9 protein-coding genes are annotated in these 13,014 nt (G+C 47.3%); 3 read left to right on the top strand and 6 right to left on the bottom strand.

What is annotated here, in order from left to right:
- Positions 1-2 precede the first annotated feature (2 nt).
- Together KE626_RS10705 and KE626_RS10700 are read left to right on the top strand one after the other, a co-directional pair.
- A complete protein-coding gene (locus KE626_RS10705) occupies positions 3-2,384 on the top strand; it encodes an ABC transporter permease (protein ID WP_211972892.1) in 2,382 nt (793 codons plus the stop codon).
- Between the two features lie 53 nt (positions 2,385-2,437).
- Complete coding sequence (locus KE626_RS10700; RefSeq protein ID WP_211972891.1) at positions 2,438-3,241, top strand: hypothetical protein; 804 nt, start codon at positions 2,438-2,440, stop codon at positions 3,239-3,241.
- Here KE626_RS10700 and KE626_RS10695 read toward each other — a convergent pair.
- Entirely contained in the window at positions 3,238-3,960 is a 723-nt protein-coding gene (locus tag KE626_RS10695; protein WP_211972890.1) for a hypothetical protein, read from the bottom strand. The two genes, KE626_RS10700 and KE626_RS10695, sit on opposite strands and share 4 nt — an antisense overlap.
- Positions 3,961-4,045: 85 nt before the next feature.
- Positions 4,046-4,717, bottom strand: a complete 672-nt coding sequence (locus KE626_RS10690; protein WP_211972889.1) for a DNA-3-methyladenine glycosylase family protein — start codon at positions 4,715-4,717, stop codon at positions 4,046-4,048.
- Positions 4,718-4,860: 143 nt separating this feature from the next.
- On the opposite strand from KE626_RS10690, the gene KE626_RS10685 reads away from it, so the two are divergent.
- Positions 4,861-5,058: a KTSC domain-containing protein gene (locus tag KE626_RS10685; RefSeq protein ID WP_211972888.1), complete on the top strand. Its 198-nt coding sequence runs from the start codon at positions 4,861-4,863 to the stop codon at positions 5,056-5,058.
- A 229-nt stretch (positions 5,059-5,287) separates the two neighbouring features.
- Here KE626_RS10685 and KE626_RS10680 read toward each other — a convergent pair whose 3' ends face one another.
- From KE626_RS10680 to KE626_RS10665, 4 genes are all read right to left on the bottom strand, one after another.
- The gene (locus tag KE626_RS10680) at positions 5,288-6,424 is read right to left on the bottom strand and encodes a TlpA disulfide reductase family protein (protein ID WP_249207398.1); all 1,137 of its coding nucleotides are present in this window, start codon (positions 6,422-6,424) and stop codon (positions 5,288-5,290) included.
- 17 nt (positions 6,425-6,441) lie between these two features.
- Positions 6,442-7,956: a RagB/SusD family nutrient uptake outer membrane protein gene (locus KE626_RS10675; protein ID WP_211972887.1), complete on the bottom strand. Its 1,515-nt coding sequence runs from the start codon at positions 7,954-7,956 to the stop codon at positions 6,442-6,444.
- Between the two features lie 18 nt (positions 7,957-7,974).
- Positions 7,975-11,436: a SusC/RagA family TonB-linked outer membrane protein gene (locus tag KE626_RS10670; RefSeq protein WP_211972886.1), complete on the bottom strand. Its 3,462-nt coding sequence runs from the start codon at positions 11,434-11,436 to the stop codon at positions 7,975-7,977.
- A gap of 336 nt (positions 11,437-11,772) precedes the next feature.
- Positions 11,773-12,951, bottom strand: coding sequence for a FecR family protein (locus tag KE626_RS10665; protein ID WP_211972885.1), 1,179 nt, complete (start codon positions 12,949-12,951; stop codon positions 11,773-11,775).
- Positions 12,952-13,014 lie beyond the last annotated feature (63 nt).

The raw sequence follows: 13,014 nt of genomic DNA, 5'->3' as shown, positions 1-13,014 counted from the left end.
CTATGATCAGCAACTATTTCCGTATAACATGGCGTAACCTTTCACGCAACAAAGGATTTGCAGTTATCAATATCCTTGGGCTGGCGATTGGCATGGCGGTAGTTATTTTAATTGGTTTATGGATAACGGATGAAACGTCGTACAATAAGTCTTTAAAAAACTACGATCGTATTGTGCAGGTAATGCACAACTGGAATAATGCGGCCTATCATAAAATTTCCACGGAAACAGTGATGCCGATTCCGGCGGCATTGGAACTGCGTTCCAAATACGCCGCTCATTTCAAGCATGTAGCGCTGAACAGGAATAGTGGTCCGCATGTACTGGCCTACGGCGATAAAAAAATCAACCAGGATGGCCTGTACGGAGAACCGGAACTGATGGATATTTTATCACCCGATATAGTATCCGGTACCTTGCATGGATTAAATGATCCATCTTCCGTTATGCTCAGCCGTTCGGTGGCACAGGCCTTGTTCGGAGCGGCAGATCCCATCAACAAAGTACTCCGTATAGATAATAAGAACAGTGTAAAAGTAACCGGGGTGTTTGAAGATTTCCCAGGGAACACTAATTTTTCCAACGTAAAATTTGTGTTGCCATGGTCCTACCTCATTGCTGACCAGGCCTGGATAAAAAATTCCTATGACGCCTGGAACAACAACTCCTTCTTTATTTATGCCGAACTGGCGGACCATGCCATACTCGCAACGGTGGCGGGCGCTGTAAGGGATTTGCTTAAAGGAAAACCTGACAGACACGACGACCCGGAAATTGTATTACAACCGATGAGCAAATGGCATCTGTACGGCGAATTTACCAATGGAAAAAATACCGGCGGCGCTATTCGATATGTATGGATTTTTGGCACTATTGGTTTGTTTGTGCTGTTACTTGCCTGTATCAATTTCATGAACCTTAATACGGCGCGTTCGCAGAAAAGGGCCCGGGAAGTAGGTATCCGCAAGGCGATCGGTTCTGAAAAACACCAGCTTATTTTCCAGTTTTTGGGAGAAGCCATGATCATCGCCGGGATGGCGCTGCTGTTAGCCATGGCGCTGGCTGCATTTTCATTGCCCTGGTTCAATGCACTGGCCGAAAAGGAAATCCGCTTTCCGTGGAACAGCGGGACCTTATGGGCAGAAGTTATTTCTCTTACGCTGCTCACAGGCCTGCTGGCAGGCAGCTATCCCGCCTTTTATCTTTCGTCTTTCAATACCTTAAAAGTACTGAAAGGCACCTTTAAAACCGGCCGTACACCGGTATTTTCCAGGAAGGCGCTGGTAGTATTACAGTTCACGGTTTCCGTAGTGCTGATCATTGGTACCATTATCATCTTTAAACAAATTCAGCACGCAAGAAACCGGCCGTTGGGCTATGACCGGAATGGACTGATCAATATTGCGATGACCACTCCGGAGTTGCAACAGCATTATGATGCGCTCCGCAATGACCTTATCAACTCAGGGGGAGCATTAAACATGGCCGAAGCGTCCAATCCTGCTACTGAGCTTTACGCCCATCTGACCGGATACGACTGGCCCGGTAAACCGGCAGATCTTCGTCCGACTTTTGCCACTTCGTGGGTGTCGCATGATTTCGGGAAAACGGTAGACTGGCGATTTACAGCCGGGCGCGACTTTTCAAGGGCTTTTGCCACTGATACCTTCGGCATGATACTGAATGAAAGCGCCGTTGCCTTTATGGGACTGGAGCACCCCGTAGGCTCCACCATAAAATTTGATGACAATAACTACCAGGTTATCGGCGTCATAAAGAATGTGATCATGGAATCTCCTTTTGCACATCCTGCGCCGGCGATATTCATGATGGACTATGGCAACCTCAGTCAAATTACAGTTCGCATCAATCCCCTTATCGGCACACCTGAAGCGCTTGCCAAAATAGAAACAGTGCTTAAAAAATACGCCCCCACAGCGCCATTTAAATTTAGTTTTGCTGACCTGGAATATGCGAGGAAGTTTTCTTCGGAAGACCGTATCAGCAAGCTATCCGCCTTTTTCGCGCTATTCGCCATCTTCATCAGCTGCCTCGGCATCTTTGGATTAGCCACCTTCACCGCTGAGCAGCGTGTAAAAGAAATCGGCATCAGAAAAGTGCTCGGCGCTTCTGTGGTAAGCGTATGGGCGCTTCTGACAAAAGAATTCCTTTTGCTCACAGCTATCTCCTTTAGTGTAGCCATGCCGGTTGCCTGGTATTTCATGCATAACTGGCTGCAGCAATACGATTACCGCATCGGCCTATCAGTATGGATATTTGTTATTACCGCGTTGGTCACCCTGGTGGTAACCCTGGGCACCGTAAGTTTCCAGGCTATCCGGGCAGCGCTGATAAATCCGGTCAACAGTTTGCGGGCAGAGTAAAAACCACCCAACGAAGCCATTTATGGTTTTCCAATAATTTGGTATTTTGCGGCATGACCGAAACCGTTGCACTGATTACCGCCGCACGTCGTTACTGTAAGGAACATTATGCCTACTGGGCCAACAGGTATGTCAATGAACGTACAGGGCAGGATTTCCCGGAGTATACGTATTCTGACAGTGATTATAATTTATTTCCCCGCTATCATGCATTGGCTGCCATACTGGGTGAAATAGAAATATACACAGATCAAACGTATCCATCACTGGCCGCCTGCCGTGAAGCATTGATCCATATTGGGAACGAGGCTGCCTCCTCCTTTACAGAAAGTGAGGACAATGCCATTGAAAAAGCAGCTATCCGCGATGAGCGCGATAAATTTATCGGCTTTATACAAACCATTACACCGGAAGCCCTGGCACAGGTGGCGCCGCTTCCCTATCGCCGGCGGCTCAACGAAAATGAAAAAGAGGTCGTCAAACAACAGTTGCTGGAACGATGGAATTATGACAACGAATACTGGGATCCGGTTGTAGAGAAGAGTCCCGGGGAAGTAATATTTCTCCCTAAAAATGAATTAACAGCAGACGATTATCAATCTATTGCTGACTTCCTGGATCAGCATGCAGCCACACATCTGCTGGAAGTAACGGAAGAAGAAATTTACACAGCGATTGCGCACAGCGAGTTTCATTTGAACAGTCACGAAACAATGTATTGTGATGCAGACTTCAACTGGCTGATCTATACTTCACATGAGGCCACGATTACATTTGCCGGCGATTTGCTGTTGATATTTATCAAACAACATTTTAAGGAACGGGAAGCATTGTTTAATCAATGGCCGGCTCACTAAATAGGATAAGGCAGGCACTGTATATTGTTGCTCCCAAACGTAATAGTATTGCCAAAATAGGCGGCAGTGCCGCTATCAAGGCCAACAAAAACCAATGCATCCGTTTTGGAGCTGCGGATCAGGTCATATTCCGTCCTGAAATAATCCGCTAATCCCCACTTTCCCAAATGATAGGTGGAGGATTGCTGAGCAGGTTCAAACCTCACCCACAACACATCACTGCTCATCGTTAACAATGTATCCAGAGGCAGCTGGTAACCGGTAGCGGTGATGGCAGCATCCAGTTTTAAGTACCGCAACACTTTTCTAAACCCCTCTTCATTATGACCAAAATACACTACTGTCATTTCACCGGACCAGGTAATTTCACCGTCGGGATGTAACACCTTTATCGTATACCCGTCAGCGTTGCTACTGATCTGGATATCCGTTGCAGTAACGGTTTCTATCACTGCATGCCCAAATTCGTCGGGTATAAATTCTTTCAGGATAAAACGATATAAAAGATACACCATGCCGATGACGGGGAAAGGCAGCACTGCTGCCCAAAACATACTTACATGCATACTGAGTAACGATGCCAGCCAGCCATAGGCAATAATGACGATAAAGAATGCCAGGCAGCCCAGCCAACCTGCCGTATCGCTGCTTTCATTGGCACGCGGGGAGCGTCCTTTTCTCAGAACTGCTAATTCTTCCTGTTTAAATGGTCTTTCCAATGGATAAAATTATTCGACTAATGTAAACTTATATTTTGTTTGGCCGACTTTTCTTTTACTTACGGCTGCCTTCATCAATGGCGAGCTATAGCGACATCGCCTTTTTAATTTTTGCGGTCTCCGCGGATTTATCTTTTACTCTCAGCGACAGGTAGTAATGCCATAGTATCATGGTAGCCACGGTGCGCCAGGGTTTCCAGGCGCCGGAAATTTCCAGCAGTTGTTCCCGGCTGGTTTCTTTGGGCAGTTGCTTTACCTGTTTCAGCGCGTTTACCGCGGCGAGGTCGCCGATGGGGAAAATATCGGCGCGGCGGAGTACAAACATCAGGTAAATATCTGCCGTCCAGTTGCCCATACCTTTCAGTGCCACCACTTTTTCGCGTACCACTTCGTCCGGCAGCTTTTCCAGCGCTTTGGGAACGAATTGCCGTTGCTGAATGGCGTTGGCAAGGGCCCGGGCATAAGTCGTTTTCTGGCGACTGAAATAACAGGCTTTTAGTTCTTCGTCTGTTAGCGTCAGCAGTTTTCCGGGGGTTATGGTAGTAATCTTTTCGCGCAGTTTATTCAGGGCAGCCAGTGCCGATGCCAGCGATACCTGTTGCTCCAGTATGATATGCACCAACGATTCGAAGGTGTTGGGCCTTGTCCACATAGGCGGGTAACCGTAGGTACTGATAATAAACTTTAATTGCGGATCTGCAGCGGCCAGCTGGTCACAGGTGGTGTGGAAATTTTCCGTCGAAAAGGTGTGTAACACGTATAATGGGTTTGTTGGCAGCGCCATTGTTTATAACAGGTTCCCTTTGTAAGCAACAAATCTAACGGATTTCCGGTAACAAAGATATACTATTACAAGCCCTGGCATACGGGCACCGGTATGATAATTGAGCCGGGGTATATATGCCGTCATCTGTAGTGGCCCATATGACCTATTATGCTGATACGCACACGCTTCGGATCATTTATGTATCCGGGATGATATACGATTACAAGGAGGTGCCGGAGGCTGTTTATTTAGCGATGAAGTCGTCCGGATCAAAAGGTACTTATCTTAATAAACATGTAAAGGGGCATTATTCTTTTGAAAAAGTAAAATAGCGGAAATTGTCTTTTTGCCCGGGATTTTTTCTTGCCCAGGATTAAACTGATTTTGATGATTCAAAGGATTTTTTTATTGTGATTATAGTTTGATTTTAAAGATTAGGGAAGATGCAAGCAAATTCGCTTATATCTTCCCTAATCTTTTAAAATCAAAAAAGAAAAAATCCTTTGAATCATCAAAATCAGTTTAATCCTGGGCAAAAAAAATCCCGGGCAAAGACAATTTCTAGCGCGGCAGCAGCTCTTCCAGCTTCTTTTCCAATGCCTCGCCACGCAGGTTCTTCGCTACTATTTTACCGTTGGGGTCCAGCAGGAAATTTTGAGGAACTGCGCGTACGCCATATAATTTAGCGACTTCGTTTTCCCAGAATTTCAGATCGGATACGTGTGTCCAGGTAAGCTGATCGGTGTGGATAGCTTTCAGCCATGCATCGTGTCCGTTTGCCTGATCGAGCGATACACCGAGGATGGTAAACTGTTTGTCCTTGTATTTATTAAAGGCAGCTACCACATGCGGGTTTTCTGCGCGGCAGGGACCGCACCAGCTGGCCCAGAAATCCACCAGCACATATTTGCCGCGGAAATCGGTCAGATTAACGGGTTTCCCCAGGGTATCGTTCTGTGTAAATACCGGTGCGGTAGCACCGATAGCGGTTTGTTTCCAGCCATTGATAATACCAGCTACTTCTTTTCCTCTTTTGCTGTCCTTTACCAGCGGAGATAAAGCATTGTAAGCGGCTTCAATTTCATCTACATTGTCAGGTATTGAGCCCGCGAAACTTTGCAGCGCATCCAGGCTCACGGGCGACTTTGGATTTTCTGCAATAAAGGCTTTATAGATATTCTTTTCTTCTGCCCGGATGGCTTTATTCTTCTCTTCAAAAGATTTTCTGAATACCTCTGACTTACGGTTTTCTTCACTGGCTGCGATGTAATCGGCAGTGAGCTGATCCCGCTGTTCACCGGTGCTTTTCAGTTTTGCCTGCAGGCGTTGCTGATCATCGTTCAGGCGGGAACCTTTTACGACTGCGTTGTATACGGAGTCTTTGGCGCTCAGGGTAATGGCGCCTTTTTCCAGGTATACTGCCAGCATATCCGATTTGTACGACATCATATTGGTGGGCGCCGTATGACGCAATACCAGTGTAGCTTTTACAGGATCGGTGACCTTACCTTTGAATTCGAAAGCGCCCTGTGTTAAAGCGGCAGAATCCCTGATTACTTCACCATTGGCACGGTAGGTTAAAAACAGTTTTGCCGGTGCATCCAGCTTACCTATTTTTCCTTTGAGTACAAAGTTGCCTTCCTGGGCGAAAAGTGTGGCAGGCAATACAGCCAGCATGGTTACAAAAATGTGTTTCATATGGATGTGTTTTTGATTTAAAAGGGTCTTCCATCTAACGGGATGTTCCACTGTGGATTAAATTTAAGTACAACATTCGATATCGTAAGTATAAAATCCTTTGAATCTATGGTGCCGCTATATGTTTCCGTACCTATTTTATGCTGCACTTTTTGTTTACTCCAGGGCTTACCGGTTTCGAGGCAAAGTCTTTTCAGATCCAGGAAACGTTTAAAAGAGCCCAGGGGCAGTTCCCTTCTTCTTTCATCCAGCACCTGCTGTATCACCTCTGCCTGTGAGCCCACGACCAATGGCGGTGTACCGGTTTTATAGCGATAACGGCGCAGGGTATTAAGGTCGTCGATGGCGGCAGATAAACGGTTGGTGCGGGCGTATCCTTCGGCGCGCATCAGCAGCAGTTCAGGATAGGTGAAGCCTGCTGTCATGGTTGTTTTGGAACCACGATAATACTGGATGCGGTTACCATCGTCGTAGGTAACGTTGTTGTACGTTGTTTTATAACCGGGTGCCGTTAAAAAGAAATATTTAAAGCGCAGGTCATTTGCCTGGTCATACAACGCAATCACTTCATCCGAAGGATAGGAAGAAGTAGATCTTCCCGCCCCTGCGTCGATGTTGCGGTAAAATAAATTTTCACGGCTGTTGGCGGCAGTCAGGAAGTTATCCTGTGCCTTAATGGTGCTGTTGATGATATTGGTGGGCTCTGTCCAGGAGAAGCCGTTGTAATCATAGATCAATTTATCCGTTCCGCCTGCGCTGGCAGCTGTCCAGGCCAGGTTGGCGTAATATACCACGCTGTCGTATTTCTGGGTAAACAGGTGGTAGTATGCCAGCAGCGCCTGTGCGGCCACTTTGGTAGGACGCGATGGCCAGTTGGTTACTTCCGGGATATCGGCCAATGCCGCATGTACATCTTTCGAAACAAGGGCAAATGCCTGCTCCTGGGTGGATAGATCCGGCAATGTGGCCCCTACATCGGAGCTGATCACATAGGGAATAGTTTTGGTATCATTGGGCGAACCAGGCTTGTACACCGGCCCGTATACCATAGTAGTAATGAAATAGGACCATGCACGGTTTACCAACGCCTGGGCCACTACCCGTTTTGCATATTGCTGGTTTTCGTTAGTTAGATTCGTAATACCATTGACCCCATCTATTACGTTGTTAAAATAAGCCATGGAACGATAAGTACCCCAGTCCCAGAAGTAATCAGAAGTAGCGGGATTTTTGTAAGGCTGCCGGAACAGGTAGGCCCAGTACCGGTCTATGTTAGGATGGTTGTTGGCTTTGTAGTTGATATTACCGAGACCATCAGACAAAGACAGGTTATCTGTTAAATACCCCAGGTTGCAACCTGTGTTGTTATCGAGAAAAACCCATTGGGCAATATTTGAATTGTCCAGCAGGTGGTCGAAGTCCGCCACTTCTGTAGGGATCAGTTTTCCTTTTGGTTTTACGTCCAGGAATTTGCTGCAGGAAGCCAGGCTGCCTGAGATGATGGTGAGTAGAATAAGTATCGACTGTTTCATGATCGCCGCAATTAAATGTTAAAGACTGAATGATAACCCTACATAAAACTCCGGCCTCAATGGCAGGGAGCTGAAGCCTTGTTCTGTAAACGCACCGGTACCGCCGGAAAGGTTCAGTTCAGACGTTTCCGGATCACGATGGTCGCTGTTGGCCGTGATCATAAACAGGTTCCTGCTTTGCAGGTATATCCTTGTACCGGTGAAACCAATCCGTTTCAACAGGCGGGGGTTGATATCATATGTAAGTGTAATATCCCGCAGCTTCATATAGCTGGCACTTTCTATCAGGATGTCTGAATAAGGGAAATAAAACATATCCATATTCCAGTCGCTGAGTTTCGGATAGATTGTTTTTGCTTCATCGCCGGGTTGTTTCCACCTTTCAGACACATGTTTGTTGAGGATATTAGACCCGCTGAAAGCATCTCTTCTCAGCACGTTACCTAACTTGGCGATGAACATAAATGACAGGTCAAAGTTTTTCACGCGGAAGGAGTTGGTCATGCTGATGGCATATTTCGGACGCAGGGTACCGCTGTATATCAGGTCACCCACGGCCACATTGCCGCCGCCGCTTTTTTCTCCTTTGGCTGTATAAAACTGCGATACGCCGTTATTGTCCAGGCCTGCGTAGCGGTAGCTGTAAAGGGCATCCAGCGGATCGCCTGCTTTTTTGATAGCACCGTTAGTAATGGAAGAAGCGTACTGGTAGGTAACATTATAGGTAAGGACCTTATTCTTATTATAACTGAAATTGAAGAAGGTATTCCATACCAGGTTTTTTTTGCGGATCACATCTGCATCAATAGATATTTCGTAACCGGTATTTCTTACTTCCCCGATATTTTTGGTGAGTGAGCTAAAGCCTTTGGTAGGATCGATCGCATCCGCTGCCAGCAGGTCGCTGCTGTTACGGAGGTAATAGTCTACCGTTAAGTTGATGCGTCTGTTCAGCAAAGAGAGGTCGGCTCCGAAGTTAGTGCTCTTTGTTTTTTCCCAGCGGAGGGTATTGTTGGGGGGAGAAGAAATGCCATAGGATACATCTCCCGTATAATTGGAGTAAGAACCTGGTGCGATGATGAGGAAGGGTCCTGAGTTCAGTGAAATATTGCCGTTGATGCCGTAGGAAGCGCGCAGGTCGAGACGATCTATCAATGGCAGGTGAAAGAATTTCTCTTCTGCGAGCTTATAGGTACCGCCGGCAGACCATAAAGGTTTGTAACGGTAGCGGGGATCGGTACCAAAAAAATTGGTTTGGTCCAGGCGGATGCTGCCGCTCAGGATAAACCGGTTGTCGTATTCATAAGAGCCGTTGGCATACCAGGAAACAAAACGATTATCCTGGTAGCTGTAACTGCCGATGCTGGCAGAAGGGCTGCTGGTACCGAGTTTATCTGCCGTGTAGTTACCGGCATTATAATCGGCATAATTAAAGGTAGAAAACGTACCTGCCTGGTCGTTATATCCAAAGCGGGTTGGCAGGTTATTGTTGTCGGCGGTATTCCTGCTGATTTCATTTCCGGCGATCGCAGAAATGCGGTGGCGGGAGGCGACCAGCTTATTAAAGTTCAGCTGGGTGCGGAACATATAGCTCTGGTTAAAATTGCGGTTTTCATTTACCACGGCGCCATCCGGGATATAATGTTTGGATGGGTTGGCGATAGAGGTATTGTCGTCGTACCAGAGTCTTACCCGGTAGGCATTTTTATCATACAGGGTTCTGCCCAGCTGATCGCCGCGGCTCCAGGAGCCGCCGGCTTCTATACTTAATCCTTCCAGCAGTTTAATATTAATGTTACCGCCCAGGCGGAGCTGCAGGGTTTTGTAAGTAGTTGTTTCCAGTCCCAGGTCTTCCAGCGGGTTATAATACAGTGGTTTCAGGCCGGACATCGCTGCATAGCGGTCTGCTTTTTTCTTATTCTTAAATGCCATTGTCAGCGGATCGCCGGTGGCGGGATCCACAATCAGGTCATAAGGCTGTATCAGCGAGGTATTGGTAAATGCGAGCATATCCTGCCAGCCTTTTACCGGCGCTGAAGAGGTGGCATAGTTCACGTTGGTAAACAATCTTATTGCTACGCGTTTACCGGGGCGCCAGTCGTTTTTCATATCAAAGATCAGGCGGTTGTCGGTGTTGCGTACGGTATTGTTCTGATTAGAAATATATTTTACCGCTGCGTTGAGCATGCTTTTGTCGCTGCCGCCGGAGAGGGAGATGTTATGCTGCTGGGTGAACTGGTTCCGGAAATAATACTTTTGCATCTGTGCCAGTCCGTCGTTGCTTTTCAGCGCTTCCAGCTGTGCATCCGCATCTTTTTCGTTTAGCCACCCCTGTGATTTTGCCAGCAGGAGGTAGTTTACGCGCGACAAGCTGCTGTAGTTGTTATAATCGGTGAGTATACCGTTCGGGTCCTGGTTATAGAGTTCTATTTCTGCGTCCACAAAATCGGCTGAAGAGGCCCTGTTCAGGTACTTCAGTTCCGGTTTGAGGGTGATGCCGGTGGAGCCTTTATATTCTACCTGTAACGCGCCTTTTTTTCCCTGGCGGGTGGCGATAACGATTACCCCGTTGGAGGAGCGGGCGCCGTAGATAGAAGCAGCTACTGCATCTTTCAGTACTGTGATGGATTCGATGTTATCGATGTTCAGTGATTCCAGCCCGGCAGAAGTAGGATAGCCATCGATCACGAGCAGGGGCGCGCTGGCGGCGGTGCCCAGCAAAGTGGATACGCCACGGATTTCGAGGTTGCCTTCCTTGGTCAACACTACCCCGGTGGCTTGTCCTTCCAGGGCTGATTTTACATCCGGTTTCAATTTAGCGCGGAGGCGATAGGGATCAATCACGGAAAATGAGCCCGTAGCCCTTTCGCGGGATATCATCTGGTAGCCGGTATTCACCACATCTACGCCGGTTAACTTGTTATTGGATGCTTTCAGTTGTAAACTGATCACGCCGCTTCTTCCTACCACTACTTCCTTTCTTTCGAAGCCGATGCAGGTAAATGACAGCACGGCATTTTCATCTTTCACCGCTACTGTATACTCCCCGTTGTTATTGGTTTGGGTGCCCCTGGTAGTACCTTTTACCACTACGGAAACACCGGCAAGGGGAATTCCATTTTCATCCGTAATACGGCCGGTAATCACTATTTGTGCAGGCAGTACGGGTAATTCCGGTACCCTGGCCACTACTCTCGTTACCGTGATGGTTTTGTCGTCGATGGTATAGTCCAGCCCCTGTCCCATGAGGGATACATGCAGTACTTCCTGGACGCTGACATTCTTCAGTTCCAGGGTAACGGGTCTCGCATTTTGCAGCGCATCGTAATTATAAAATACGATGTAACCGGTTTGCCGGTTGATGTTGGTAAATACCGTCGACAGCGGCGTGTTTTTTAAGGACATGGTCATTTTTTGCGCCACGCCTTTGGCGCTGATTTGTAGTGCGCCAGCCATTAGTAATAAAGCAGATAACCTCATGATCCTCCAAATTTTGGTTGGCTGATTGTTTTTTTTCACAGGGCCGGTATGCGCCAGTAAGTAAGATCTGCATTGGTGGTGCGGTTCTGATGTATTGGTGTGCTGATGATCAGGTTTGCGATTTAGCGCATGAGCGTTCCCTTCTCTGTTTTGGAACAAAGCAGTTAAAATCATACATTTGATTTCGGTGATAAAAATGAGTTTACACGATAATTTATTGCCTGTAACCAGTGATGTTTGCCCATCACTGGTTTTTTAATGGCATTGGTTTTCTAGCAATACTTTCTTAATTCAATAATTGGTTGATTTAGCATGTTAAAAAATCGGGTGCTGATACTATTGTAAAACGGTTATTTTTCTTCCATCTATCTTAAATAATACCTGGTTTTTCTCTAAAATATTTAATACGCGCGACAAGGGCAGGCTGCGTTGCATACCGCCGCCAAAGCGCATGGATGGGGGGGCGCCTTCATATACTACTTCAATATCGTACCATCGTTCCAGTTGCCGCATTACCATGGTGATATCTGCGTGTTCAAAAATGAAGAAGCCATTTTTCCAGGCCACCGCTTCGGATATATCCACATTGGTAACGGTGATATTATTATTAGCCGGAATGCGGGCCTGTTGGCCTGGTTGCAGTTTTTTCATCACGCCGTTCCTGCTCACGTTTACTGCGCCTTCCAGCAGGGTGACTGCCATGGCTTGTTCGTTGGCATACGCCATTATATTGAAATGCGTTCCCAGCACAGCGATCTCTGTTCCGTTCACTTTGACGAGGAATGGTTTCCCGGGCATAGGCGCCACTTCAAAATATCCTTCTCCCGTTAGTTCTACCAACCTGTTATGGTTAGCAAAAGAAGTAGGGAAATGCAGGGAGCTGGCCGCATTGAGCCATACTTTGGTGCCGTCCGGTAATGTAAGCTGGTACTGTCCGCCGCGGGGCGTAGTAAGCGTATTATAGGTAACGGCGGCAGCGGCTGCGGCGGCTTTGTATAATACCTGTCCGCTTTGCATTTTGATGATGCTGGTACTGCCCTGTTTACCCAGCGTATCATTCTTTGCGTCGTCCAGCGCAATGCTGGAACCATCTGACAGTGTGAGGATGGCTTTATTGCTTCCTGGCGGCACGTCATTTTTATATCGTACCGCTGCGGCGGGCAATGGTTTTACGCTCGCCGCAGGCTTGAACAGCCACCACGCGGCGGCAGCCAGCATAATACCTGTAACGGCAGCGGCAGCCCACCACCAGCGGACCACCGATGTTGTTTTCACCGTATCTGCAAATGGCAGGGTAATATCTGATGCGGTAATGCTTTTCAGCAGCGCGTTACGGGCTGCAACATCCGTTTGTTCTTCAACCGGCGCCTTCCACATCAGGTCTGTCAGCGCGGCCATAAACAACTCCATGTTGCCGTCGTCTTTCAGCAAATCGTACAATTCCTGCTGTTCTGCTACCGTTTCCTTACCGGAGAGCCGCTGCTGCAATAAAAAAATGACCCTTTGCTCCTGCATGCTGATAGGAATATATTTAATAGTATGTTTTAGAATTTAGCATTACGAATTTCAAATTACGAA

The sequence above is a fragment of the Chitinophaga hostae genome (assembly GCF_018224885.1).
In the GTDB taxonomy this organism is placed as follows: Bacteria; Bacteroidota; Bacteroidia; order Chitinophagales; family Chitinophagaceae; genus Chitinophaga; species Chitinophaga hostae.
Note: the sequence above shows the minus strand (reverse complement) of the source record. Positions and strands in the feature narration are given on the sequence as shown.

Excerpts from the sequence above, each read along its gene's own strand:
- KE626_RS10670 (WP_211972886.1), bottom strand. The coding sequence starts at position 11,436 with ATGAGGTTATCTGCTTTATTACTAATGGCTGGCGCACTACAAATCAGC.
- KE626_RS10700 (WP_211972891.1), top strand. The coding sequence starts at position 2,438 with ATGACCGAAACCGTTGCACTGATTACCGCCGCACGTCGTTACTGTAAG.
- KE626_RS10665 (WP_211972885.1), bottom strand. The coding sequence starts at position 12,951 with ATGCAGGAGCAAAGGGTCATTTTTTTATTGCAGCAGCGGCTCTCCGGT.
- KE626_RS10685 (WP_211972888.1), top strand. The coding sequence starts at position 4,861 with ATGCCGTCATCTGTAGTGGCCCATATGACCTATTATGCTGATACGCAC.
- KE626_RS10675 (WP_211972887.1), bottom strand. The coding sequence starts at position 7,956 with ATGAAACAGTCGATACTTATTCTACTCACCATCATCTCAGGCAGCCTG.
- KE626_RS10680 (WP_249207398.1), bottom strand. The coding sequence starts at position 6,424 with ATGAAACACATTTTTGTAACCATGCTGGCTGTATTGCCTGCCACACTT.
- KE626_RS10705 (WP_211972892.1), top strand. The coding sequence starts at position 3 with ATGATCAGCAACTATTTCCGTATAACATGGCGTAACCTTTCACGCAAC.